The organism is Plantactinospora sp. KLBMP9567 (assembly GCF_033446045.1).
Taxonomy (GTDB): Bacteria; Actinomycetota; Actinomycetes; order Mycobacteriales; family Micromonosporaceae; genus Plantactinospora.
The window spans coordinates 17,839-42,293 of sequence record NZ_JAWQRR010000022.1; the positions used below are offsets into that span (position 1 = coordinate 17,839).

The 24,455-nt window shown below is 73.2% G+C and carries 19 protein-coding genes; 10 read left to right on the plus strand and 9 right to left on the minus strand.

Annotation, left to right across the window (positions count from 1 at the left end):
- Positions 1-8 precede the first annotated feature (8 nt).
- From R6Y94_RS17795 to R6Y94_RS17815, 5 genes are all read left to right on the plus strand, one after another.
- The gene (locus tag R6Y94_RS17795) at positions 9-1,304 is read left to right on the plus strand and encodes a cytochrome P450 (protein WP_318396987.1); all 1,296 of its coding nucleotides are present in this window, start codon (positions 9-11) and stop codon (positions 1,302-1,304) included.
- Positions 1,301-3,205, plus strand: a complete 1,905-nt coding sequence (locus R6Y94_RS17800) for a hypothetical protein (RefSeq protein ID WP_318396988.1) — start codon at positions 1,301-1,303, stop codon at positions 3,203-3,205. Before R6Y94_RS17795 ends, R6Y94_RS17800 begins: the two co-directional genes overlap by 4 nt.
- Before the next feature lie 114 nt (positions 3,206-3,319).
- A complete protein-coding gene (gene fabF, locus R6Y94_RS17805) occupies positions 3,320-4,579 on the plus strand; it encodes a beta-ketoacyl-ACP synthase II (RefSeq protein ID WP_318396989.1) in 1,260 nt (419 codons plus the stop codon).
- The gene (locus R6Y94_RS17810; protein WP_318396990.1) at positions 4,576-5,661 is read left to right on the plus strand and encodes a branched-chain amino acid aminotransferase; all 1,086 of its coding nucleotides are present in this window, start codon (positions 4,576-4,578) and stop codon (positions 5,659-5,661) included. Before fabF ends, R6Y94_RS17810 begins: the two co-directional genes overlap by 4 nt.
- The gene (locus R6Y94_RS17815; protein ID WP_318396991.1) at positions 5,661-7,277 is read left to right on the plus strand and encodes a polyketide synthase; all 1,617 of its coding nucleotides are present in this window, start codon (positions 5,661-5,663) and stop codon (positions 7,275-7,277) included. The genes R6Y94_RS17810 and R6Y94_RS17815 overlap by 1 nt, the downstream gene beginning before the upstream one ends.
- Here the strand turns inward: R6Y94_RS17815 and R6Y94_RS17820 are convergent.
- Positions 7,253-7,717 (minus strand): PaaI family thioesterase, encoded by a 465-nt coding sequence (locus tag R6Y94_RS17820; RefSeq protein WP_318396992.1) that lies wholly within the window; start codon positions 7,715-7,717, stop codon positions 7,253-7,255. The two genes, R6Y94_RS17815 and R6Y94_RS17820, sit on opposite strands and share 25 nt — an antisense overlap.
- Positions 7,718-7,981: 264 nt before the next feature.
- Here R6Y94_RS17820 and R6Y94_RS17825 point away from each other — a divergent pair, with 264 nt between their 5' ends.
- On the plus strand, positions 7,982-9,340 hold the full coding sequence (locus R6Y94_RS17825; protein ID WP_318396993.1) for a cellulase family glycosylhydrolase: 1,359 nt from the start codon (positions 7,982-7,984) through the stop codon (positions 9,338-9,340).
- Between the two features lie 197 nt (positions 9,341-9,537).
- On the opposite strand, the gene R6Y94_RS17830 is transcribed toward R6Y94_RS17825, so the two are convergent.
- The 4 genes from R6Y94_RS17830 to R6Y94_RS17845 form a co-directional block, all read right to left on the minus strand.
- Positions 9,538-10,665, minus strand: coding sequence for an ABC transporter ATP-binding protein (locus R6Y94_RS17830; protein ID WP_318396994.1), 1,128 nt, complete (start codon positions 10,663-10,665; stop codon positions 9,538-9,540).
- Positions 10,662-11,432 (minus strand): ABC transporter permease, encoded by a 771-nt coding sequence (locus tag R6Y94_RS17835; RefSeq protein WP_318397234.1) that lies wholly within the window; start codon positions 11,430-11,432, stop codon positions 10,662-10,664. The genes R6Y94_RS17830 and R6Y94_RS17835 overlap by 4 nt, the downstream gene beginning before the upstream one ends.
- An 84-nt stretch (positions 11,433-11,516) precedes the next feature.
- On the minus strand, positions 11,517-12,317 hold the full coding sequence (gene modA / locus R6Y94_RS17840; RefSeq protein ID WP_318396995.1) for a molybdate ABC transporter substrate-binding protein: 801 nt from the start codon (positions 12,315-12,317) through the stop codon (positions 11,517-11,519).
- Positions 12,314-12,739 (minus strand): TOBE domain-containing protein, encoded by a 426-nt coding sequence (locus tag R6Y94_RS17845; RefSeq protein WP_318396996.1) that lies wholly within the window; start codon positions 12,737-12,739, stop codon positions 12,314-12,316. The genes modA and R6Y94_RS17845 overlap by 4 nt, the downstream gene beginning before the upstream one ends.
- Positions 12,740-12,842: 103 nt before the next feature.
- Here R6Y94_RS17845 and R6Y94_RS17850 point away from each other — a divergent pair, with 103 nt between their 5' ends.
- Positions 12,843-13,907, plus strand: coding sequence for a class I SAM-dependent methyltransferase (locus R6Y94_RS17850; protein WP_318396997.1), 1,065 nt, complete (start codon positions 12,843-12,845; stop codon positions 13,905-13,907).
- A 328-nt stretch (positions 13,908-14,235) separates the two neighbouring features.
- Here R6Y94_RS17850 and R6Y94_RS17855 read toward each other — a convergent pair whose 3' ends face one another.
- Complete coding sequence (locus R6Y94_RS17855; protein WP_318396998.1) at positions 14,236-15,114, minus strand: alpha/beta hydrolase; 879 nt, start codon at positions 15,112-15,114, stop codon at positions 14,236-14,238.
- 115 nt (positions 15,115-15,229) lie between these two features.
- Here R6Y94_RS17855 and R6Y94_RS17860 point away from each other — a divergent pair, with 115 nt between their 5' ends.
- Entirely contained in the window at positions 15,230-17,215 is a 1,986-nt protein-coding gene (locus tag R6Y94_RS17860) for a BTAD domain-containing putative transcriptional regulator (protein ID WP_318396999.1), read from the plus strand.
- Between the two features lie 168 nt (positions 17,216-17,383).
- Positions 17,384-18,466 (plus strand): aldo/keto reductase, encoded by a 1,083-nt coding sequence (locus R6Y94_RS17865; protein WP_318397000.1) that lies wholly within the window; start codon positions 17,384-17,386, stop codon positions 18,464-18,466.
- Positions 18,467-18,534: 68 nt separating this feature from the next.
- Here the strand turns inward: R6Y94_RS17865 and R6Y94_RS17870 are convergent, their stop codons facing one another.
- From R6Y94_RS17870 to R6Y94_RS17880, 3 genes are all read right to left on the minus strand, one after another.
- Positions 18,535-19,566: a C40 family peptidase gene (locus R6Y94_RS17870; RefSeq protein WP_318397001.1), complete on the minus strand. Its 1,032-nt coding sequence runs from the start codon at positions 19,564-19,566 to the stop codon at positions 18,535-18,537.
- Between the two features lie 101 nt (positions 19,567-19,667).
- A complete protein-coding gene (locus tag R6Y94_RS17875) occupies positions 19,668-20,201 on the minus strand; it encodes a hypothetical protein (RefSeq protein ID WP_318397002.1) in 534 nt (177 codons plus the stop codon).
- 301 nt (positions 20,202-20,502) lie between these two features.
- On the minus strand, positions 20,503-22,293 hold the full coding sequence (locus R6Y94_RS17880; RefSeq protein ID WP_318397003.1) for a bifunctional metallophosphatase/5'-nucleotidase: 1,791 nt from the start codon (positions 22,291-22,293) through the stop codon (positions 20,503-20,505).
- Positions 22,294-22,863: 570 nt separating this feature from the next.
- On the opposite strand from R6Y94_RS17880, the gene R6Y94_RS17885 reads away from it, so the two are divergent.
- Positions 22,864-24,081 (plus strand): M20 family metallopeptidase, encoded by a 1,218-nt coding sequence (locus tag R6Y94_RS17885; protein ID WP_318397004.1) that lies wholly within the window; start codon positions 22,864-22,866, stop codon positions 24,079-24,081.
- The last annotated feature ends 374 nt before the right edge of the window (positions 24,082-24,455 follow it).

Genomic DNA, 24,455 nt, shown 5'->3' on the forward strand with positions numbered 1-24,455 from the left:
AGATCGCAGTGACCAGTGCGACGTACACCGGGGAGTTCGACCCGTTCTCCCCGGAAGCCATGGACGACCCGTACCCGGCGTACGCCGAACTCCTCCGGCACGAGGAGCCGCTGTACCTGGAGCAGCGGGACATGTGGCTGGTGATCCGCTACGACCACGTCCGCGCGGCGGCGAAGGACCACCCGGGCCTCTCCTCGGCCGAGGGGATCGCCTACCACCGTTCGGCGCTGCCGGTGCTCTTCGGCATCGACCAGCCGGACCACACCCGGCTGCGCGGGCTGATCAGGCACGCCTTCTCGCCCCGCGGTGTGCAGGTCTGGCGCACCTTCATCGAGCGGGCCTGCGCCGAGCTGCTCGACGAGGCACTGGCGATGGGCGACGTCGACATCGTGCAGCAGGCGATGATCCCGCTGCCGGTACGGGTCATCACCACCATCGTGGGGGTACCGGGCGACGACCTCACGACCCTCAAGCTCACCGCCGGGGTGCTGGAGAGCTTCATCCCGAACGCCCGGGTCGGGCCGCCCGCCGAACTCGAGCCCGACGACCCCGCCGAGTCGGCACTCCGGCTCAAGGCCGCCAAGCAGACGCTCTCCGCCGTCGCCGGCCTCACCGGCTTCCTGCGTGGCGTCCTCGAACAGCGGCGCGCCCAGGCGCCCCGGGGCGACCTGGTGTCGAAGCTCTTCGCGGTGGAGCAGGACCGGGTGAGCGAGGACGAGATCCTCTGGCTCTGCCTGACTCTCCTGGTCGGCGGCCAGGAGACGATGACGCACTTCCTGGGCAGCATGGTGGATGCCCTGCTGCACCACCCCGACCAGTTCCGGATGGTGCGCGAGCGGCCCGAGCTGATCCCGGCGACGATCGAGGAGACCGCCCGGTTCTATCCGGCGGTCCAGAACGTCTTCCGGACCGCCACCACCGACGTGGTGGTCGGCAACACCCGGATCCCGAAGGACGCCCGGGTGGAGCTGTCGTTCGCGGCGGCGAACCGGGACCCGCGCCGCTTCCCGGACCCCAACCGGTACCGGATCGACCGGGTCACCGACGGCCACCTCGGGTTCGGCGCCGGCATCCACACCTGCGTCGGCGCGCACCTGGCCCGGCTCCAGGCGGCGACGTTCCTGCGCCTGCTCATCGAGCGCACCGACGACATCGAACTGATCGGCGAGCTGGTCAAGGTGCAGAGTCCGGCGTTCCGGGGGCTCGACCACCTGCCGTTGCGGCTGACCCCGAAGTCCGGCACCGGAGCGCCGGCCGGTGCGGACAGCCGAGCCGGAACGTCCCGAGCGGGAGAATCCGAGTGACTGACGTGACCGGGACCGGCCGGGCCGGTACCGCGACCGGGCCGGACTCCGTCCGTCTGGAGTTCGCCGCGGGCGAGCCGGCCACCGCGCCGTTGACCTGGGCCCAGCGGGTGATGTGGGGACCGATCCAGTGGTTCGGCAAGGAGGCGAGCCAGTTCAACCTCACCGGTACGCTGGTGCTCGCCGCGCCGGCCGACCAGGCCCGGGTGCTGGCAGCCCTGCGTACCCTGGTCGAGCGTCACCAGGCGTTGCGGAGCCACTACGTCGACGCCTCGGACGGGCCCCGGCAGCGGGTCGCGGCCGAGGGCTGCCTCGGCATCACCGTGGCCGGCGACAGGTCCGACCCGGCCCGGGTCCTCGACGAGCTGACCGCGCGGCTGTCCGAGGCCGCCTTCGACCACGAGGTCGAGTGGCCGCTCCGGCTCGGCTGGACCGTCGACCGGGCCGGCCGGGTGACCGGGATCGCGCTGGCCGGATCGCATCTGGCCCTCGACGGCTGGGCGTTCACCACCCTGGTCGACCTGCTGCGCGAACAGTTCGCCGACGAGCCGGGAGAGCTGCACCCCGGCGCGGGTGCGGGTGCGGCCGAGTCCGCGGACGACCGGTGGCCGAACCCGGTTGCCCTGCCCGACCGCTCCCGCTCCGGCCCCGGCCACGTCGGCGAAGGGGCCGGGGCGGCGCCGACCGGCGCGCCGGCCGGACCGACCGCTGCCGGCTTCCAGCCGGTCGAGCAGGCCGTCCTGCAGTCCTCACCCGAGGGCGAACGGCAGGGCCGACTCGCGTTGCGGCACTGGGAAGACGCCCTGTCGGCGTCGCCGGCCTCGATGTTCGACCTGCCCCGGGCGGAGACCGGCGACCACCCCATCGAGCGGCACCTGCTGGACTCCGTCGCGGCCGCCGAGGCGGCGTCCTGGCTCGCGGCGCGCACCCGGACGTCCTTCTCCAGCGTGTTGCTCGGGCTGACCGCGATGATCCTGACCGCGTACAACGGCCACCACACCTGCGTACTCAAGCTGATCGCCGGCAACCGGCTCGACCGGCGCAGCCGCGAGCTGATCGCGATCAACGCCCAGGACGCCTTCCTGGCGTTCCCGGTGCCGGAGACCGATCTGCTCGACACCGTCCGGCAGGTGCACCGTCCCGCCTTCGACGCCTACCGCCGCGCCCAGTACGACCCGGTCGCGCTGGACGCCCTGCTCGCGGAGACCGGCCGGCGGCGGGGGGTCGGCTTCGACCTGTCGGCGTACTTCAACAACGGGCACCGGGGCAACGACTGGCCGCCGGCCAGCCCGGACCTTCCGGCGGTGCGGCTCGACCGGCTCCGCCGGGAGTCCCGGTACACCCGGCTCGACCCGCTGTCCAAACACGACATGAAGTTCATGGTCGCCGCCAGCAACCCCGGCGGCGGGGTGTGCCGGCTCGGGCTGCTGGTCGACACGGCGTACCTGCCGGGGGTGCTCGGCGAGGTGATCGTGCGGGGGATCGAGACGTTGCTCTGCGACGCGGTCACCGGTGAGGTCCGGTCCGCCGACATCGCCGCCAGGGTCGGCATGACGCCCGCCCGGCGCGGCCCGGACTGGGTGCGTACCCCGGACGGCTGGGTCCGCCCCGACGACGTCGCGGAGCTGGTACGCGAGGCCGCCGGCGGCGCCACGACCGGGGTGTTCGCACCGGTCCGGGTCGATCCCCGGGGCACCCGGGAGCTGACCGCGTACGTCGCCGCCGGATGGATCTCGCCCGAGGAACTGCACCGGCGGGTACTCGATGCGCTGCCCGGCCGGCCCGGCCTGGTGGCGCCGGCCGAGTACGTGATCTGCGAGCCGGTCCGCCGGATCGGCGCCGGCTTCGACGCGTGGCGGGACGCCACCGTCGTCGCCACCGGATCCGGGCGGCCCGGGTGAGCGGACGGGGCTCGAAATCATTATCGTGGGTCGATCTCAGGTGCACCTGTGGCGACCGGTAGTGTGCGCTGAGTAGTTGGAGGGATGTCGGTGGGGAACGGGAGTTCTCGCGGGATGATCGGGGACGGCGTCGTCATCACCGGCATCGGCGCGGTCACGCCGCTCGGCCTCGACCGGGACAGCACCTGGCAGGGCCTGCTCGCCGGTAAGTCGGGCGTCGGCCCGATCACCGCGTTCGACGCGGGCGACCTGGCCACCCGGATCGCCGCCGAGGTGCGCGGCTTCGTACCGGAAGAGCACTTCACCGCCAAGCGGATGCGCCGGATGGCGCGGTTCAGCCAGTTCGCGGTGGTCGCCGCCCGGGAGGCGGTCGCCGACGCCGCGCTCACCATCGACCCGGACCTGGCCGAGCGGGTCGGCGTGGTGGTCAACGCCGCGGTCGCCGGCTTCGACACGGTCGAGGCGGCCACCCGCAGGCTGACCGGGCCGGATCCGGCCGCGCCCGGCGCCCACTTCGTGCCGGCCTCGCTGACCAACATGCCGGCCTGCGAGGTCGCCATCGACCTCGGCGCGCACGGCCCGGTCAACGCCAGCGCGCTGGCCTGCGCCAGCGGCACCTACGCGCTGCTCGACGCCGCCCGGCTGATCCGGGCCGGCGAGGCCGACGTGGTCGTCTGCGGTGGCACCGACGCGGCGATCACGCCGGTGATGTTCGCCGGCCTGGTCAGCATGGGAGCGATGTCGGAGCGCAACGACGACCCGACCGGCGCCAGCCGGCCGTTCGCCGCCGACCGGGACGGGTTCGTCTTCGGCGAGGGCGCGGTCGTGATGGTCCTGGAGTCGGCCGCACACGCCCGGCGGCGCGGCGCGACCTGGTACGCCGCCGTCGCGGGCGGGGCGCTGACCTCCGACGCCTTCCACGTCAGCGCGCCCCGGCCGGGCGGGGTGCACGCCGCCGCGGCGATCCGGCAGGCCCTCCGGCGCTCCGGGGTACGCCCCGAGGCCGTCGACTACATCTGCGCACACGGCACCTCCACCAAGGCCAACGACCTTACCGAGACCGTCGCGATCCGCTCGGTGCTGGGCGAGGCCGCCGACCGGGTCACGGTCAGCGCTCCGAAGTCGATGCTCGGCCACCTGATCGGGGCCGCCGGTGCGCTCGGCGCGATGGTCTGCGCCATGGCGATCCGGGAGCGGGTCGTGCCGCCGACCATCAACCTCTACCAGCCGGATCCGGAGTGCGATCTGGACTACGTGCCGCACCAGGCCAGGGAGATGCCGGTGCGGACCGCACTGACCAACGCGTTCGGCTTCGGCGGGCAGAATTGCGTCGCCGTGTTCACCGATGCACCGTCGCCGGGAGATTGCGAATGACTATTCAGTTTCCGTTGACCCGCACCGACCACCCGACTCCGGAGCAGACCCGGGAGGAGATCCTCGCCGATCCCGGGTTCGGCCGGCACTTCACCGACCACATGGCGACGGCCGTCTGGACCCCGGACGCCGGATGGCACGACCACCGGGTGAGGGCGCTGGCGCCGTTCACCCTGCACCCCGGCTCGGCGGTACTGCACTATGCGCAGGAGATCCTCGAAGGACTGAAGGCGTTCCGGCACGCCGACGGCAGCGTGTGGCTGTTCCGGCCGGCGCTCAACGCCCGCCGGTTCGCCGCGTCGGCCCGCCGGATGATGCTGCCCGAGATGGACGAGGAGACCTTCGTCGAGAGCGTCGCCGCGCTGGTCCGCGCCGACGACGCCTGGGTGCCGGTGTACGGCGGCGAGCAGTGCCTCTACCTCCGGCCGTTCATGTTCGCCTCGGAGGCGTTCCTCGGGGTACGCCCGGCGAAGCACGTCAGCTACTGCGTGCTGGCCTGCCCGGCCGGGCCGTACTTCCCGAACGGTCTCACCGGGGTGACGCTCTGGATCAGCACCCGGTACAGCCGGGCGTCGATCGGCGGCACCGGCGCGGCGAAGTGCGGCGGCAACTACGGTGCCAGCCTGGCCCCCCAGTTCGAGGCGCTGGAGCACGGCTGCGACCAGGTGCTCTACCTGGGCGGGGAGAACCGGCGCAACATCGACGAGTCGGGCACCATGAACGTCTTCTTCGTGACCCGGGACCAGCAACTCGTCACCCCGACCCTCGGCACCATCCTGGACGGCGTGACCCGGGACAGCGTGCTCAGGCTGGCCGCCGAACACGGGCTCACGCCGGTCGAGCGCTCGATCGACATGGACGAACTGCGCGACGGGCTGGCCGGCGGATCGATCACCGAGGCGTTCGCCGCCGGTACCGCCGCGGTGATCACCCCGATCGTCGGGCTCAAGAGCGAGGAGTTTTCCAGCACGGTCGGCGACGGCAAGCCGGGCACGTACACCCAGCAGTTCCGCGAGCACCTGCTGGACATCCAGTACGGCCGGACCGTCGACACCGCCGGCTGGATGTACCGGGTGAACTAGTGAGCGCACCCGTCGCCGTCGTCGGGATGGCCGTCCGCGCGCCGGCCGGGGTGAGCAGCCTCGAAGCGTACTGGTCGGCCGTCGTGCACGCCCGTGACCTCACCAGCGAGCTCCCCGCCGACCGGCGCGGTGCGTTCGGGGCGCAGTGGGACGGCATGGTGACCCGAGGCGGCTACCTGGACGCCCCGTTCGACTTCGACCCGAAGTTCTTCGGCATCTCGCCGAAGGAGGCCCGGGTGATCGACCCGCAGCACCGGCTCCTGCTGGAGGTGGTGTGGGAGGCGTTCGAAGATGCCGCGATCCCGGTCGCCGAGGTGGCGGCGGGCACCGGCGTCTTCGTCGGGATCACCGGCCGGGACTACCGGCAGTGGCTTTCCGGGGAGCCGAACCCGTACTCGACGATCGGCAACGGGCACAGCTTCGCCGCCGGCCGGATCGCGTACACCCTCGGGTTGCAGGGGCCGGTGTTCGCGCTGGACACCGCCTGCTCGTCGTCGCTGGTGTCGGTGCACCAGGCCTGCCGGGCGCTGGCGGCGGGTGACTGCGACACCGCGGTCGCGGGAGGGGTCAACCTGATCCTGGCGCCCAGTACCACCCGCTGGGTGAACCAGACCGGCGCGCTGTCGCCGGACGGCCGCTCGCGCCCGTTCGACGCCGCCGCCAACGGGTTCGTCCGGGGCGAGGGGTGCGGCATGCTGGTGCTGAAGCGGCTGGCCGACGCCCGCCGGGACCGGGACCGGGTCCTCGCGGTGCTGCGCGGCACCGGGATCAACCACGACGGTCGGACGCCGGCCTTCACCGCGCCGAACATGTCGGCGCAGGCGAAACTCATCGACTCGGTGCTGGCCGCCGCCGGGATCTCCGGGCAGGAGATCGGTTTCCACGAGGCGCACGGCACCGGGACCCCGCTCGGCGACCCGGTCGAGATGGCCGCGATCGTCGCCGCGCTGGGCCGCCGCGCCGACCGGCCGCTCTACGTGGCCTCGGTGAAGGGCAACGTCGGGCACACCGAGGCGGCGGCCGGGGTGCTCGGGCTGGTGAAGGCGATCCTCTGCCTGGTCCGGCGCACCATCGCGCCACAGGCGAACTACCGGACGCTGAACCCCCGGATCGACCTCTCCGGGACCGGTATCACCATCCCGGTCCAACCGGTGCCCTGGGAAGGCCGGCTCGGCGACTGCGCCTCGACCAGCTCGTACGGGATGAGCGGCACCAACGCGTACGCGGTGCTCTCCCCGGCCCCGCCGGTCGACCCGGCGGTGGAGCTGCCGGCGGCACCCGGGTTCCTGGTCTCGGCCGCCACCCCGGGCGCGCTGGCCGCGCTGGCCCGCCGTTACGCCGAGCACCTGGGCACGCTGCCCGACCGCGACTATCCCGCCTTCGCCGGCACCGCCACCGCCGGACGTACCCGGCTGAAGCACGCGGTCTGGGTACGCGCCGCCGAGCCGCGCGACGCGGTGCCGGCGCTGACCGCGCTCGCCGCCGGCTCGGCGCACCCGGCCGTCCGCCCGCTCGACCCCGACGAGCCGGTGCCGATCCCGCCGGGCCGCGCGGTCGTCTCCCTACCGGGCTATCCGTGGCAGCGCGGCAACTATCTGGCCACCGTCTCGGCGTGACCGTCGGCCAGCGCGACCCGGGTGGCCCGGGAGGGGAGCGCGAAGTGCAGCGTCGAGACCGCGACCAGGTGCTCGCGACCGTCGCTGACCCGGACGTCCACCACCGCCGAGCGGCTGGCCAGCTTGACCACCTCGGCCGCCACCCGCAGGATGCCGGGCTCGGCCGGTTCGAGGAAGCTGACGCTGCTGTGCGCGAGCGCCATCGCGGGTGTCGGGCCGACCAGGACGTTGACCGCGACGAACCCGGTCAGGTCGATGGCCCAGAACATCGCCGGCCCGGAGATGGCGCCGTCCAGCCGGCGCTCGAGCCCGTCCGGGCCGGCGGCGCAGACCACCCGGGGACCGTCGACGGTCTCGATTCGCAGCCGGTCGGTGCCGGAGATGACGTCGGCGAGCCAGGCGCGCGCCTTGTCGAGCGGCATCACCGCTTGGCTGCGCATAGAGCACACTATATGCGTCGATCAGGTTGCCACCCGGACGACGCGGCGTCGACGCGCCGGTCGCGGCAACCTGGGCATCGACGCTTATGGATTGCGCCGGGGTGTGGCGGAGCGTACCGTGCATCCACGAGCCGGATCATCCAGTAACGAGCCAACGGACTGTGCCCATCCCACCCCCGAGAGCAGGGCAGCGATCGTCGGGGGCCCACGCCGGTGGCCAGCCCGTCCTGCCCCGGTACCGGGGCCCTCAGCCTGAGGTAGGTCATGAAGAGACGACTCGCTGCCTTCGGCGCCGTGCTGCTCGCGGTCGCCAGTTCCGTCCTGATCTCCGTGGGACCGGCGGACGCCGCCGTAGGCCTGCACGTCAGCGGCCGGAACATCGTCGAGGCGAACGGCCAGACGTTCGTCATGCGCGGCGTCAACCATCCGCACGTCTGGTACACCAACCAGACCAGCTCGTTCGCCAACATCAAGGCGCTCGGTGCCAACACCGTGCGCGTCGTACTCGGCAGTGGCAAGCGGTGGGGCCCCTCCACCGACGTCGGCGCCGTGATCTCGCTGTGCAAGCAGAACCGGCTGATCTGCGTCCTGGAGGTGCACGACACCACCGGCTACGGCGAGGAGGCGGCGGCCGCCTCGCTCGACGAGGCGGTCGACTACTGGATCAGCCAGAAGAGCGCACTGGTCGGTCAGGAGAACCACGTCGTCATCAACATCGGCAACGAACCGATCGGCAACACCGACGCCGGGCAGTGGACCGCCGCCACCACCGCGGCCATCGCCAAGATGCGCGCCAACGGCTTCCAGCACCTGCTGATGGTTGACGGACCCAACTGGGGCCAGGACTGGCAGTACGTCATGCGGGACAACGCCCAGACGATCCTGGACGCCGACAGCCAGCGCAACACCGTGCTGTCGATCCACATGTACGCCGTCTTCAACACCGCCGCCAGCATCACCGACTACCTCGACCGCTTCCAGTCCAACGGCTGGCCGCTGGTCATCGGCGAGTTCGGCTGGCGGTTCAACTCCGGCGAGGTGGACCACGAGACGATCCTGTCCGAGGCGAACGCCCGCGGCCTGGGCTATCTCGGCTGGTCGTGGAGCGGCAACACCGACCCGATCCTCGACATGGCCACCAACTTCGACCCGAACCAGCTCACCAGCTGGGGCGAGCGGATCTTCAACGGCGCCGACGGCATCAGGGCGACCGCCCGGCAGGCCACCGTCTACGACAGCGTGACACCGGGCCCGACCACTCCGCCGGTCACCCCCACGACCGGGCCGCCGGTGACCCCCACCGGCACCCCGCCGGGCGGGAGTGGTGGCTGCACCGCCACGTACGCCGTGGCCGGCCAGTGGACCGGTGGCTTTCAGGGCGACGTACGGGTGACCGCCGGTAGTTCGGCCGTCAGCGGTTGGACGGTGACCTGGACCTTCGCCAACGGCCAGCGCGTCTCGCAGGCCTGGAACGCGACCGTGACCAGCAGCGGGTCGAGCGTGACCGCCCGCAACGTGAGCTACAACGGCAGCCTCGCCGCCGGGGCGAGCACGACCTTCGGCTTCCTCGGGTCGTGGACCGGCACCAACAGCGCGCCGACGCTGTCCTGCACCGCGAGCTGAGCCTGCGGGCGGTGCGGCCCGGGTCGGGGCGACCCGGCCCGGCCGTACCGCCCTCGCCGCTCCGACCGGCGAAGCCGGTGACGCCCCGGGACCCTGCCGACCGCCGCCGGGCCCGGGCGCGCCGCCGAGCCGCCCGTACCTACGCCGCCGGCCGGAGCGGAACCCGCTGCCGGCGACCGATGGTCCGCTGCCGGCGACTACCGGTCCGGCTGCTGTCGCCCGCCGGTCACCGCCGGGTAGACCCGGGTCTCGGTCGCCTTGACCGCGGCCCAGAGCGGCTGCCCCGGGGTCAGCCGGAGCTGGGTGGCGGCCGCCGGGGTGATGTCGGCGGCGACCTGGATCGGGCCGGTGAGCTGGATCCGCAGGTTGTCACCGTGGCGTTGGATCGCCGAGATGGTGGCCGGCCAGATGTTGCGGGGGCTGCCGTCGGGGCGGCCGGGGTAGAGGGCGACGGCGGAGGGCGGGAACGCGACGAAGACCTCTCCGTGCGGGTGGTCGGTGGTGGTGAGGGAGAAGTCGTCGCTGATCCGTACCGCGTCCCCGTCGGCCCGGCCGCGATAGAGGTTGAGCCCGACGAGTCGGGCGACGTAGTCGGTGCGGGGTTGCGCGGTGATGGTGGCGGCGTCACCCTCCTGGACGACCCGGCCGTTCTCGACGATCACCAAGCGGTCGGCCAGGACGAGGGCGTCGAGCGGGTCGTGCGTGACCAGCAGGGTGGCGCCGGGATGCGCGGCGAGGTGGCGTTGCAGTTCGGTACGGGTGTCGAGCCGGGTCCGGGCGTCGAGTGCGGCGAGTGGCTCGTCCAGGAGCAGGAGTGCGGGGTCGACGGCGAGGGCGCGGGCCAGGGCGACCCGCTGGGCCTGCCCACCGGAGAGCTGCCGTGGTTTCCGCCGGGCCTGTCCGGCCAGACCCATCCGGTCGAGCCACTCGGCGGCGCGCAGCCGCGCCTGCCGGCGGTCGGCGCCGTGCCGGCGTGGCCCGAAGGCGACATTGTCGAGCGCGGTGAGGTGCGGAAAGAGCAGGTAGTCCTGGAAGACCACGCCGATCGGCCGCCGTTCGGGCGGGGTCCAGCGATTCCGGTCGGGCCGGTCGAGGTCCCGGCCGGCGAGGGTGATGCGTCCGCCGGTGAGCGGCAGCAGGCCGGCGAGCGTCCGGAGCGCGGTGGTCTTGCCGGCACCGTTCGGGCCGAGCAGCGCGACGACCTCGCCGGCGCTGATCCGCAGCGGGAGGTCGAGCCGGAAGGCGCCCCGGTCGGCGACCAGGTGCGCGTCGAGCAGCGGCGCGCCGGCCTCGGCACCGGCCCGGGTCACGGAGACGGCGGTCACGGGCTGGTGATCCAGCGGTCCCGCAGGCTGGCCAGAATGGCCACCGAGACGGCGAGCAGCAGCAGACTCAGCACGATCGCCGCCTCCAGGTCGGTCTCCAGGGCCAGGTAGACGGCGAGCGGCATGGTCTGGGTGCGGCCGGGGAAGTTGCCGGCGAAGGTGATGGTGGCGCCGAACTCGCCGAGCGCCCGCGCCCAGCACAGTACCGCCCCGGCGGCGATGCCCGGCGCCACGAGCGGCAGCGTGACGTGGATGAAGGTGGTCCACCGGCCGGCGCCGAGGGTGGCCGCCGCCTCCTCGTAGCGGGTGTCGGCGCCGCGCAGCGCCCCCTCGACGGCGATGATCAGGAACGGCATCGCGACGAACGCCTCGGCCAGGACCACCCCGGCGGTACTGAACGGCAGAGTGATTCCGAAGGTGCTGTCGAGCCAGCCGCCGAGGAGCCCCCGGCGACCGAAGACGAGCAGCAGGGCGACGCCGCCGACCACCGGCGGCAGGACCAGCGGGACGGTGACCAGCGCGCGTACGACCCGGCGGCCGGGGAACTCGACCCGGGCGAGCAGCCAGGCCAGTGGTACGCCGAACAGCAGGCAGAGCAGGGTGGCGAGGGTGGCGGTCTGTAGGGACAGCCGGAGCGCGGCGAGTACTCCCGGCTCGGTGAGCCGGTGCGGCAGCGTGCTCCATGGTGCGCGTACCAGCAGGCCGATCAGGGGCAGCACCAGGAAGAGCAGGCCCAGCGTGGCGGGGATGAGCAGCGCGGCCGGCACCTGGCCGGTACGCCGTCGTCGCCGGGGCGATCGGCTCCTTCCGGACGGGGTCGCCGCGGGTACGTCGTCGAGGAGGGACACCGGCTACGGCGCCTGGAATCCGGCGGCGGTGAGTACGCCCCGGCCGGCGTCGGAGAGCACGTAGCCGACGAACGCCTGCCCGGCCGCCTTGTTGGGCGCGTCCTTCAGCACCACGATCGGATAGTCGTTGACCGCCCCGGCCGACTCGGGGAACTCGATTCCGTCGACATCGCCTGCGGCGGCCCTGGCGTCGGTCCGGTAGACCAGCGCCGCGTCGACCTCGCCGAGCCGCACCTTCGACAGCGCCGCCTTCACGTCCTGCTCCAGGGTGACCGGCGTGAGCGTCACCCCGGCGGCGGTCAGAGCCTTCTTGGCCGCCGCTCCGCACGGCACCTGCTCGGCGCAGAGTGCCACCTTGGCGCCGGGCCTGGTCAGGTCGGCCAGCCTGCTCACCGCGCCGGGGTTGCCCTTCGGCACGGCGATCACGAGTTGATTCCGCGCGAAGGTGCTCGGGGTGCCGTCGTCGTTACCGGCGTCGGTGACGGTCTTCATGTTGGCCGGCGCGGCGGCGGCGAACACGTCCGCCGGGGCGCCCTGGTTGATCTGGTTGGCCAACGCGGAGCTGCCGGCGAAGCTGAAGGTGACCCGCACGCCCGGGTTGGCGGCCTCGAAGTCCCGGCCGAGCCGGGTGAACGACTCGGTCAGCGACGCCGCCGCGAAGACGGTGACGTTTCCGGTGATCCGGGTGCCGCTGCCGTCCGGCGCCGGGCTTGCGGCGTCGTCGCCGTTGCCGCACCCGGAGAGCCCCAGCACCGCCAACGTGGTGAACGCGGCCAGGGCGGTCCGGGATGGCGCTGCTCTCACGGACTGGTCCTCCCTCGGCTGCCGGCGGTCGTCGCGGGCTTCTCCACCACGACCGTGGTTGACTTGATCACCGCGACCGCCACCGAGCCGACCTGCAGGCCGAGGTCCTCGACGGCTTCCCGGCTCATCAGCGACACCAGCCGGAACGGCCCCGCCTGGATGTCCACCTGGGCCATCACGGTGTCCTTGACCACGGCGGTGACGATGCCCCGCAGCCGGTTGCGCGCCGACGACTCCTCGGTGCGCTCCTCCGGCTCGCCTCCCTGCGCCTGGACGAATCCGGCGAGCGTCGCCCCGTCGATCAGCCGGTGCCCGTAGTCGTCGCGCAGGGCGGGCAGGCGTCCGGCGTCGATCCAGCGGCGTACCGTGTCGACGCTGACGCCGAGCAGTTCTGCGGCCTCACCGATCCGGAACATCGTCACCCGGCCAGGTTACCGATCCGCATCTGCAATGTGAAAGTGGTTGGGCGGTTTGCATCTGCCGCAGTGGGTAGCGGGATGCCCCCAGCACCTGCATGATGGAGCGATGGCTGGCGACGTGCGTCCCGTACCGGCATGGCCCACCCTGACCGGTGAGCAGGCCCGCCGGTGGGCCGAGGTCCTCGGCCATCTTGCCGCCGCCCTTCCGACTGGTGCGGCCACCGTGCTGGTCGACGGCGGTCCGCTCGCGGGCGTCGTCGCCGACCGCCTCGCCGACACGCTCTCCGCCGCCGGCCGCCCCTGCGCCCGGCTCACCGACACGACGCCGCTGGCCGACGAGGACACCTGGTGGGCCGGCCGGAGCCCGGAGACCGTCGCGCTGGCCGACGGGTCTCGCTGGCAGGCCCGCCCACCCACCGGGCGCTGGGACGTGGTCGTCCGGCTGCGCACCCGGCCCGCCCAGCCGGGCGGGCCCGCCGCCGACGGGGAAAGCGGCGACATCGTCGTCGACCTGCGCGATCCGACCTGGCCGGTGATCCGGCAACTCTCCGACCGGCTCGCTCCCGTGCATCGCTGGTACGTCGGTGAGGCCCGTGCCTTCTTCGGCGTCCGCGCCGCCACCTGGGACGCCAAGTTCGGCGACGACCTGCCCGCCTACGCCGCCGCCGTCGCGGAGGCACGACTGCCGGCCGGGGGAGTGGCGGTGGACGTCGGCTGCGGCACCGGTCGCGCGCTGTCCGCGCTCCGGCGCGCGGTCGGGCCCGCCGGGACCGTGATCGGACTCGACCTCACCCCGCAGATGGTGACCGCGGCCGCGACGCGCGGCCGGGACGCGACCGCCGCCCTGCTGATCGGCGACGCCCGGCACCTTCCGCTCGGGGACGCGACCGCCGACGTGATCTTCGCCGCCGGGCTGCTCACCCATCTGCCCGACCCGGTGGCCGGGCTCGGCGAGCTGGCCCGGGTCACCCGCCCCGGCGGTCGCCTGGTGCTCTTCCATCCGTCCGGCCGCGCCGCGCTGGCCGCGCGGCACGGCCGGACCCTGCGCCCCGACGAACCGCTCGCCGAAGACCCGCTCCGCCGGTCGGCCCGGCGCGCCGGATGGCAGCTCAGCAGCTACGACGACGCGGCGCACCGGTTTCTCGCCACCGCCGTCCGCCAGCCGGGCTGATCTCCCTTTGCCCAGTCGACCGGGCCGGTCGCTCAGCCGGCCGCAGCCGGTGTCGCTGCCCCGGGTCGACCTGGGTGAGCGGACGGTCCAGGAGGGCAACCCCCGGGACGGTTACCTACCAGGTGCCGGCCCAGGTCCCCGGCAGCGGCAACGGCCAGGTACGCGTCTTCGTGGTGGACTCCGCTGACCGGGCTCGCCACGACCAGCGCACTGACCGTCACGCCCGGCAGCACCACCATCGCCATCCCGATCGCGCATCTGCGGCCGGGGCCGAGTACCCGACCGGGCGCCCCGCACCCGACGGGACACCGCACCGCCGGTCGGTGCGTCAGCGGGCGACGAGCGCGCGGAGTACCCTGCCGATCTCCTCCGGCGCCTCCTCGGCCATGAAGTGCCCGGCCGAGGTGGTCCGGTGCACCAGGTCCGGGGCCCAGGCCCGCCACAGCGCGGCGGCGTCGTAGCCGAGCGCCGCCCCCCAGTCCTGCTGGACGACCGTGACCGGCATGGCCAGCCGGCGGCCGGCGGCCCGGTCCGCCTCGTCGTGCGTGACGTCGATCCCGGCCGAGGCGCGGTAGTCGGCGACGATGGACGGCACCGCCTCGCGGGACGCCCGGAGATACTCCGCCCGCACCTCCGGCGGGATCGCCCGCGGGTCCCGGGCCCAACCGTCCAGGAAGTAGCCGAAGAAGGCATCCGGACTGGCCGAGATCATCTGCTCCGGCAGGCCCGGCGGCTGGGCCATCAGGTAGAGGTGGAAGGCGACGGCGGCGCGGGCGCCGTGCAGGACGTCCCACATGTCGAGGGTCGGCAGCACGTCGAGCGCGGCGAGGTGCGAGATCGCGTCCGGGTGGTCGAGGCCGGCGCGGACGGCGACCAGGGCGCCCCGGTCGTGGCCGGCGAGCGCGAAGCGCGGGTGGCCGAGTTCCCGGGCCAGGGTGACGACGTCGGCGGCCATGGTCCGCTTGGCGTACGTCCCGTCGTCGCGGACGGCGGGCTTGTCGCTCGCCCCGTAGCCGCGCAGGTCCGGGCAGATCACGGTGTGCTCGGCGGCCAGGTCGGCGGCGACGTGCCGCCACATCAGGTGAGTCTGCGGAAAGCCGTGCAGCAGCACGATCGGGCTGCCCGCACCGCCCACCGCCACCGACAGCGTCACGTCGTCGTCGACCCTGACCCGACGGTAGTCGAAGCCGGAAATGGCAGCAGCCATGGTGTTGTCCTCTCCTGGTCGGTCCTGCCCGGCTGGGCCCGTCCAGCGTGCCGATCGCCGATGAGCAACCGATGAGCGCGATACGTTGGTCGCCTCGGCGCGGAAGGGTGAATCGGTGCAGGTCAGCTTCGGGGTGCTCGGGCCGGTCGTCGTCTGGGACGCCTCCGGAGCGCCGATCGACGTGAAAGGGCCGAAACACCGCGCCGTGCTGGCCCGGCTCGTCGTCGCGCGCGGTCGGGTCGTCCCGGTCGGCCGGCTCGTCGACGCCCTGTGGCCGGAGCCTCCGCCGGGTGCGGTGAGCGCGGTCCGGACGTTCGTGGCGGCGCTGCGGCGCGCGCTGGAGCCGCACCGGCCACCGCGCGAGCCGGCCCGGCTGCTGGTCACCGAGGGACCGGGGTACGCCCTCCGGACCGGGCCGGAGACGGTCGACGCCTGGCGGTTCGAGGAGGCCGTCGGCGCCGGCTCCGCCGGACCACCTCAACCGGCCCTCGACCGCCTCGACCGGGCGCTCGGCTGGTGGCGAGGGCCCGCGTACGCCGGCTTCGACGACGAGTCGTGGGCCCGCCCGGAGCGCGGCCGGCTCGAAGAGCTACGGCTGCACGCGGTCGAGTCGCGGGCCGAGGCGCTGCTGGCGCTCGGCCGGGCCGCCGAGGTGGTGGCGGATCTCGACGCCCACGTGGCCGAGCATCCATGGCGGGAGGAGGCGTGGCGGCTGCTGGCCCTGGCCCTCTACCGCACGGACCGGCAGGGGGATGCGCTGGCCGTGCTGCGCCGGGCCCGCCGTCTCCTCCTCGACCAGCTCGGCGTCGACCCGGGTCCCCGGCTGCGCCGGCTGGAGACCGACATCCTCCGGCAGACCGACCCGGAAGCCGGCCCCGCACCGTGGGCGGCCGACCGGGTCTGGGCGGAGGCCACCGCGGCCTACGACCGGGCGGTGGCGTCCGGCGCCCGGGCCCGGCTGGAGTCCACGGTCGGCCTGCTGCGAAGTCTCGCGGTGGCCGGCGGAGGCGGACTCGAAGCCGCCCGGGAACAGCGTTTCGCGGCCATCGCCGCCGCCGAGCAGCTCGGTGACCCCGAACTCACCGCGCGGGTGATCGGCGGCTACGACGTACCGGCGATCTGGACCCGTTCCGACGACCCGGCGCAGGCGGCCCGGATCGTCGCGGCGGCCGAACGGGCTCTGGCCGCCCTGCACCCGGACGCGTCCGCCGCCACCCGGGCCCGCCTGCTCGCCACGATCGCGGTGGAGTCCCGCGGCACCCGGGCGGCACGCGGGCCCGAGGCGGCCCGGGAGGCGGAGCGGACAGCCCGGCAGTTGGCCGACCCGGCTCTGCTGGCCTTCGCGCTCAACGGGGTGTTCATGCAGAGCTTCCGACGCGCGGGGCTCGCCCCGCAGCGCGACGAGGTCGGCGCGGAACTGGTCGCGCTCGCCACCCGGCACGACCTGCCGACCTTCGAGGTGCTCGGCCACCTGATCCGGCTCCAGGCCCGCAGTGCGCTCGGGGACTTCGCCGCGGCGGACGCGCACGCGGCCGAGGTGGACCGGGTCGCCGAGCGGCACGAACGGCCGCTGGCGGCCGTCTTCACCCGGTGGTACCGGGCGATGCGGCTGGCCGCGACCGGGGCGCCGGCGCAGGAGGCCGAGGCCGGGTACCGGGCCGCGGCGGCACAGCTCGCCGGCGCCGGCATGCCCGGGGTCGAGCGGGGACTGCTGCCGCTGGCCCTGCTCTGCCTGCGGGTCTGGCACGGCCGACCGGCGTCCGCCGCCGAGCACACCGACTGGGGCCCGTACGCGCCCTGGGCCCGACCACTCGTCCTGTTGGCTCGGGACCGTCCGAACGATGCCGCCGTGGCGCTGCGCCGGACCCCGGATCCGCCGCACGACCTGCTCGTCGAGGCGCTCTGGTGCCTCACCGGCCAGGCGGCGATCATGCTGGACGACCGGGCGATGCTGGAGCGTGCCCACGCCGCACTCGCACCGGCGGTGCACGAGCTGGCCGGGGCCGGCAGCGGCATGCTCACCGCCGGCCCGGTCGCCGAGCACCTCGACCGGCTCGGCGCCGCCCTCGGCCGCACCGCCGCCCGGGACCTGTCCGGCTAGCGCGGCCCGCCGGCGCCCACCCCGCGCCGGTCGAACCCGCCCTGCCCGATCCGGCGGTCGCAGGCAGGATCAGGCAAGAGGTAGGGAGGATAGTTCTATCTGCCGGGCAGGTCGGGCTGCTGTAGTGGAATGGTCCACATCTCCGACAGGACGCTTGGGAGCCCAGACATGTCGCTCGATTCCTACCTCACCCTCGGCCGCTCCGGGCTGCGGGTCAGCCCCTTCGCCCTCGGCGCGATGAACTTCGGCGAGGAGGGCGGCTGGGGCAGCTCGGTCGAGGAGTCCGAGAGGATCCTGCAGGCGTACCTCGACCGCGGTGGCAACTTCGTCGACACCGCCAACTTCTACACCAACGGCCACTCCGAGGCGATCCTCGGCGACTTCTTCGCGGCCCGACCGGGCCTGCGCGACCGGGTCGTACTGGCCAGCAAGTTCTTCGGCAACATGTACCCGGGCGACCCGAACGGCGGCGGCGCCGGCCGCAAGGCGATCGTCGCCCAGCTGGAGCAGACGCTGCGGCGGATGAAGACCGACTACCTCGACCTGTACTGGCTGCACAACTGGGACGCGCACACCCCGGTCGAGGAGACCATGCGGACCCTCGACACGTTGGTCACCGCCGGCAAGATCCGCTATGTCGGCTTCTCCAACACTCCCGGCTGGTACACGGCGCAGGCGCACACCATGGCACTGCTGCGCTCCTGGACGCCGGTCATCGCCCTCCAGGTCGAGTACTCGCTGCTGGCCCGTACCGTCGAGGGTGAACTGGTCCCGCTGGCCCGCGACGCCGGGATGGGGCTGACCCCGTGGAGCCCGCTGGCCGGTGGATTCCTCACCGGCAAGTACCGTCGCGGCCTCGCCGAGGTGGCCGACACCCGGCGTGGCCAGATCACCGGCGGCCCCACCGAGGCCCAGTACGTCGTCATCGACGCGCTGACCGCCGTCGCCGCCGAGGTCGAGGCGAGCGAGGCCGCGGTGGCCCTCGCCTGGCTGCGCGCCCGCCCCACGGTCACCGCACCGATCCTCGGACCACGCCGCGTGGCGCACCTCGAGGCCAACCTGGCCGCACTGGACGTCCGGCTCAGCGAGCAGCAGATCGCGGTACTCGACGAGGCGTCGGCGCCGAAGCTGAACTACCCGTACGACCTCAACCGGCAGACCGGCGCGATGCTGCAGTTCGGCGGTGCCACCGTCGACGGCGTCTCCTCGGCCGGCTATCCGCCGCTGCTCCAGGACAGCACCCGGTACTGAGGCGGGGCCCCGCCGGAGCGTTGGCGGCGGAGGCCACCCGGGGCGCCGAGGGGCGCGGCCCGACCCGGCTACAGATACCTGCGCGCTCCGGCGTACTCGTGGGCGTACCGGTGCTCGTCGAGCTTGACGTACTCGACGCCGCTCTCCTCGGTGTCGGTGTTCGTCGGCGCGTCGACCAGGTAGCCGTCACCGGCGTACATGCCGACGTGGTGCACCCGTCCGGTGCCGTTGTTGCGGGCGAAGAAGACGAGGTCGCCGGGGGCGAGCCGGTCCCTGGCGACCGGAGTGCCGGCGTTGGCCTGGTCCTGGGCGTCCCGGGGGATGGTGATGCCGTGCGCGGCGTACACGGAGTGGGTGAGCCCGGAACAGTCGAAGGCGAATCCGGTGGTACCCGCCCACAGGTACGGCAGGCCGAGGAACATCCGGCTGGCCGCCACCAGGTCCGGGCCGGTCGGCCGGGGGATGTCGGCGGACGAGGCGTACACCGAGACGTCCGAGGCGGCCAGCCACTTCGTGCCGTCGCTCGGAGTGGCCACCAGCACCGCCCGGTCGAGCCGGGCCAGCACCGGTAGCCGGGTGTTGTAACTCAACTCCATCGCCCGGCGGGTCCGGCGCGGGTCGTCGTAGAGCCAGGTCGTGGGGGTCTGCACCAATGCGAACGGACGACCGGCGAGGCGCGGGAAGACCGTCGGTTCGGTCAACTGCGCCGTCGGCAGCCAGCCGGGGTAGCCGAGCTCGTGCCGGGGGGTGGGCTGACCGGGTACGACCACCTTCACCCAGTCGTCGGATTCCTCCAGGACCAGCACCCGCTGACCGTAGGTCGCCTGGGTCTCCAGGTCGCCGATGAGCCAGCGCCGCTCGGCGAGGGTCATCCCCGCCGTCCAGGCCCGCAGGTCCACCGGGTTCGTGATGGAGGGCAGGTCGACGGGACGCTGTCGACCGGGCTCCACCCACAGGGTGGCCGCCGAGACGTCGACATAGCCGACGGGTGGCTCGGCGAGGTCTGCCGGGCCGGCGGCGCGGGCGACCGGTGTCGTCGTGAGCAGCGAGCCGAGGACCAGCGGGGTGGCCAGGAGGGTGCGGCGCGGCAGTCGTGTCACGGCGATATCTTCCACCACGACAACCTCGCACGACAAGAACCTACATCGATGCCCCGGGTCCCCGGGTGCCGGACCTGGCTACCGGGCGCCCCGATCGACGGCTACCGCGACCGGGTCGCCCTCCGGGCCGTCGTCGTCTTCGCCGTACTCCTGCGGGCGCCCGCCGCTGTGGCCCTCTTCGCGGCGGCTTTCCTCGGGGTGGCCTTCCCCGCCGTAGCCTTCTTCGCGGTGGCTTTCTTCGCGGTGGCTTTCTTCGCCGGCTTCGCGGTGGCCTTCTTCGCCGGCTTCGTGGTCGCTTTCTTCGCGGTCGCCTTCTTCGCGGTCGCCTTCTTCGCCGGTACCCGCTTCGACGGTGCGGTCCGCGTGGCCGGGGCGGCCTTCTTCGCCGCCTTCGCCGCAGAGACCGCCCGCTTCTCCGGGGTCTTCGCGGCGGTCGCCCCGGTGGCCCGTCGGGTGGCGGTGGCTACCTTCTTCGCCCTCGCGCTGCTCTTCGCCGGGGCCTTCTTCGCGCCGGTGGCCTTGCGGGCCGCGGCGGGCCTGGTGGGGGTGCGCTTGCTGCCGCCTCGACCGTCCGCCGGCCGTCTCCCCTGGGTGACGGTGGATCGGATCGGGCCTGCTCGTCGTGCGTTGGCCACCTCGACTCCTCCTCGTCCGGTACGACCCCGGCGGACCGGTACCGCCGCAACGGCGGATCGTCCGGCGGGTGGGTCCCCGTCCGGAGACGCTGTCTCCCCACCGCGCGAGCCGCTAAACACGCTCCGGCCCGCACCCGGCCCGCACCGGCCGGGTCCGGCGGTCGGGGCAGGCCGGAAAGCGCGGCGCCCGGCCAGGATGTCCCAGCCGGGCGCCTGTCCGAAACACCCGCCGCCGTCGCCGGCCGACCCGCCACGCCCCGACAGGGGCGGCGAGCCGCACCGGATCACCGGACGGCCCGGCTCAGAAGACCGGTACGCCCTCGCGGACCAGCCGCCAGTTCGGCTGGAAGAAGTCGGCCGGGTCGATGCTGCCCTTGGCCTGCGCCCAGTCGATCAGCAGTTGGCGGATCTCCTGCTGCTCGTTGTAGATCTGCGGCTTCACGATGCCGGGGAAGTTGCCGCCCCCGCTGCGCCGGTAGTTGTTCACCGCGATCACGAACTGGTCGGTGTCGGCGACCGCCGCCCCACCGGCCGGATGGGTCAGCCTGGTGATCCGCTGGCCCACCGGGCTGCTGATGTCGATGTCGTAGTCGACTCCGGAGATGGTGTCGTAGTTGTAGTCCGGCACGCTCGGGTCGTTGAGCTGCGCCGGGTCGACCGGCGCGCCTGGGGAGAGCGTGCGGAAGTACTTCGCCGAGTACTCCAGGTAGGCGCGCAGCTCGGCGCCGCTGACCAGTACGGCCTCCAGGGTGTTGTCGTAGATGTAGAGCCCGGCGACGTCCTTGATGCGTACGTCCCCGGCCGGGAAGACCGCTGTCCGGCTGAACGGCGCGGCGATCGACAGCACCGGTAGGTCGGCGTACTCGCCGCCGGCCAGCGCGGTGCTGACCGTGTCGGTCTGCACCCGGTTGATGTAGTCGAGGATCGGGGTGTCCTTGTAGCGGGACTCCGCCGCCGACAGCTCGACCGCCGAGGTGGCGACCACCTGGTTGACGTACGCGACCGTCTTGCCGTGTTGCCGGCGTACCGCCGCGAGCACCTTCGGGTCCTCGGGCACGGTGTTGCTGTTCAGCATCGTGGCCCGCTTGCCGGTGATCCGCCAGCGGTTGCGGTCCCGCTCCAGGGTGAAGTCCATCCGGGTCAACCGCTGGCCCCACTTCGACGGCTCCGACATCAGCACCCGTTCCCCGGTCCGGGTGTTGGTGACGAACCGCTCGACCACCTCGGCGTGGGCGTGCCCGAACAGGATGGCGTCGATCCCGGGCACCTGCTCGGCGATCATCGCGCACGGGTTCTCGTTCGGCAGTTCCGGCCCGTAGCTGGAGGTACCGCTGTCGCCGCCGTGCGCGGAGACCAGCACGATGTCGGCGCCGCGCTGGCGCATCACCGGTACCCACTTCGCGGCGGTCGCGACCATGTCCTCGAAGCGGAGCCTGCCCTCGACGTGCCCCCGGTCCCAGATCGCGCTGCCGGGGTTGGTCAGGCCGAGGATGCCGACCCGCAGCGTTGGCGCCCCGGGCCCGAGCGACACCTTCTTGATGAGGTACGGGGTGAACGCCGGCTTGCCGGTGCGCTCGTTGACCGCGTTCGCGGCCAGGGCCGGGAAGCCGAGCTGCTTGATCCACTTGTCCAGCAGCGGCAGCCCGTAGTTGAACTCGTGGTTGCCGAGCGTCACCGCGTCGTAGTCGAGGATGTTCATCGCCCGGGCCATCGGGTGCGTCTCGCCCGTTTCGGTGATCGGCTCCTGCTTGGCGTAGTAGGTCGCCAGCGACGTGCCCTGGATGGTGTCACCGGCGTCGAGCACCAGCGTGGCCCTGCCACGCCGCTCGGCCCGGATCTGCTTGACCAGGCTCGCCAGCTTCGCCACGCCGACGTCGTTGTGCGCGCTGTCGTCGTATTCGGCGTCCCGGTAGTAGTCCCAGTTGTAGACGTTGCCGTGGGTGTCCGAGGTGCCGAGTACGGTCAGGTCGTAGGTCTTCGGCCTGGTCTGCCGATGCGCCTGCGCCGGTGCGGCCCCGACGAGCGGTGCCGCCGCGGCGGCCGCGGCGACGGCGAGCACCTGGCGTCGCGAGGGGCCGGGAAGAGGGGTCATGCCGCGCCTTTCCTAGACTTGGGGAGCGCCGGGTAGGCGCGCCGACGGCACCATAACGACCGGTCGCGGGTCACGCCAGCCGAGCCGCCGGTGGACAACCCCCGGCCATCCGGGCTCCGCCCGGCGGACGGCTGCCGGTCACCCGCCCGCCGGTTCCGCCGCCCGCCGGCCGGTGCATCGGGGCACCCGGCCGTCGGACCACCGCTGTCTCGCCGGCCGGCCGCACCGTTGGCTCGCCGTCGGACCACCGGTGTCTCGTCGGCCGGCCACACCGGCGGCCCGGTTGTCGGGTCGACCAGCCCGTCTTGGTCCGGCCGACGGCCGGGACGAACTGGCCCGGATGATGGACCGTTACTGCGACGAGGGCGCCACCGGTAAGGCCAGGGCCACCAGGAACCCGTGCCGTTCGTCACGTCCGGCGCCCGCGCATGATCATGAGACTTGATCGTCCGGGTCGGCTCCGTAGGATCTCGATATCCCCGAGGTCCGGGTGCGGACCCGCCACGACGGAGGCGTCCGAGACCTCGGCGGCAGCGGCCACGGCGGTACGACCAGGCGGGGGAGAGACGGATGAGCCTGCGCGAGGATGCGGCGGAGATCCAGGCCGAGCTGGCCGGGCTGCGCCGGGAGCTGCACCAGATCCCGGAGGAGGGCCTGCACCTGCCGCGTACCCAGGAACGGGTGCTGGCCGCGCTCGAACCCCTGCCGTTGGAGATCAGCATTGGCACCGGACTCTCCTCGGTCACCGCCGTGCTGCGCGGTGGTGCGCCCGGACCGGCGGTGCTGCTCCGGGGCGACATGGACGCGCTGCCGATCACCGAGAGCAGCGGTGTCGACTACCGCTCCCGGCACGACGGGGTGATGCACGCCTGCGGGCACGACCTGCACACCGCCGGCCTGGTCGGGACCGCCCGGCTGCTCGCCGCCCGCCGCGACGACCTCGCCGGCGACGTGGTCTTCATGTTCCAGCCCGGCGAGGAGGGCTACAACGGCGCCGGACACATGATCGACGAGGGGGTACTGACCGCCGCCGGTAGCCCGGTCGAGGCGGCGTACGGGCTGCACGTGCTCTCGTCCATCCTGGACCGGGGAGTCTTCTCCTCCCGCCCCGGCCCGCTGATGGCCGGCTCGGCAGGTCTCTTCGTCACCGTCGTCGGGGCGGGCGGGCACGGTTCCCGACCGCACGTGACCCTGGACCCGGTGCCGGTGGCCTGCGAGATGGTCACCGCGCTACAGACGATGGTCACCCGCCGGTTCGACGCGTTCGAACCGGTGGTGCTCACCGTCGGCACCTTCCACGCCGGAACCCGACGCAACGTCATCCCGGACGAGGCGAGCTTCGAGGCGACGGTACGGGCCTTCGACCCCGCCGTGCACGCCGAGCTGGGCCGGCACGCCGTCCAGCTCTGCGAGCAGATCGCGGCGGCGCACGGCCTGCGCGCCGAGGTGCGGTACGAATCGGAGTATCCGGTCACGGCCAACGACCCCGACGAGCACGAGTTCGCCGCGTCGACCGTCCGGGAGTTGTTCGGCGCGGAGCGGTTCGTCGACATGCGCCACCCGATGACCGGCTCGGAGGACTTCTCCCGGGTGCTCGGCCGGGTGCCCGGAGCCTTCGTCTTCCTCGGTGCCTGCGCCACCGACGACCCGGATACGGCGCCCGGCAACCACTCGCCCCGTGCCGTCTACGACGACAGCGTGCTGGCTGACGGCGCGGCGTTCCTCGCCGAGCTGGCCACCCGGCGGCTTGCTCGACCGGCCCCCGGCCCGCTTCCGAGCACGCCCTGACCCGGAGCCGGGGAGCGGGGGCAGCCCTGCCGCCGGCCCACCCCGCGATCGTCTTCGGTTACCTGCTGCCGCCGCTCGGTCGACCAGGGCGAAGGCGGCTGGGTCCAGAAATTGTGCTCCACGGTGCTGCCCGTGGTGCCGAAAGTACTCACCACCCGGTTCTGCTTGCCCACCGGTGCGGGCGCGGCCCGCGCCGGTGGTAGTGGACGCCTAGTGTTCATGCAGAACAGCCTATCGTCCTAGGATGCCGTACGGGTAGTGCGGGCACACACGCCGGAGGACCACGAAGACGGCAACCGCAGCCGATCCATGCCGGGCCTCCGGTTGCCGTGCCGCCGCCGGCGGCATATCAAGGACGCAACCTGACCGTGGAG

Bases quoted from the DNA above. Each gene is read 5' to 3' on its own strand.
- R6Y94_RS17820 (WP_318396992.1), bottom strand. From the start codon at position 7,717: ATGCGCAGCCAAGCGGTGATGCCGCTCGACAAGGCGCGCGCCTGGCTC.
- R6Y94_RS17855 (WP_318396998.1), bottom strand. From the start codon at position 15,114: ATGGCTGCTGCCATTTCCGGCTTCGACTACCGTCGGGTCAGGGTCGAC.
- R6Y94_RS17850 (WP_318396997.1), top strand. From the start codon at position 12,843: ATGGCTGGCGACGTGCGTCCCGTACCGGCATGGCCCACCCTGACCGGT.
- R6Y94_RS17880 (WP_318397003.1), bottom strand. From the start codon at position 22,293: ATGACCCCTCTTCCCGGCCCCTCGCGACGCCAGGTGCTCGCCGTCGCC.
- R6Y94_RS17865 (WP_318397000.1), top strand. From the start codon at position 17,384: ATGTCGCTCGATTCCTACCTCACCCTCGGCCGCTCCGGGCTGCGGGTC.
- fabF (WP_318396989.1), top strand. From the start codon at position 3,320: ATGATCGGGGACGGCGTCGTCATCACCGGCATCGGCGCGGTCACGCCG.
- R6Y94_RS17810 (WP_318396990.1), top strand. From the start codon at position 4,576: ATGACTATTCAGTTTCCGTTGACCCGCACCGACCACCCGACTCCGGAG.
- R6Y94_RS17885 (WP_318397004.1), top strand. From the start codon at position 22,864: ATGAGCCTGCGCGAGGATGCGGCGGAGATCCAGGCCGAGCTGGCCGGG.
- R6Y94_RS17825 (WP_318396993.1), top strand. From the start codon at position 7,982: ATGAAGAGACGACTCGCTGCCTTCGGCGCCGTGCTGCTCGCGGTCGCC.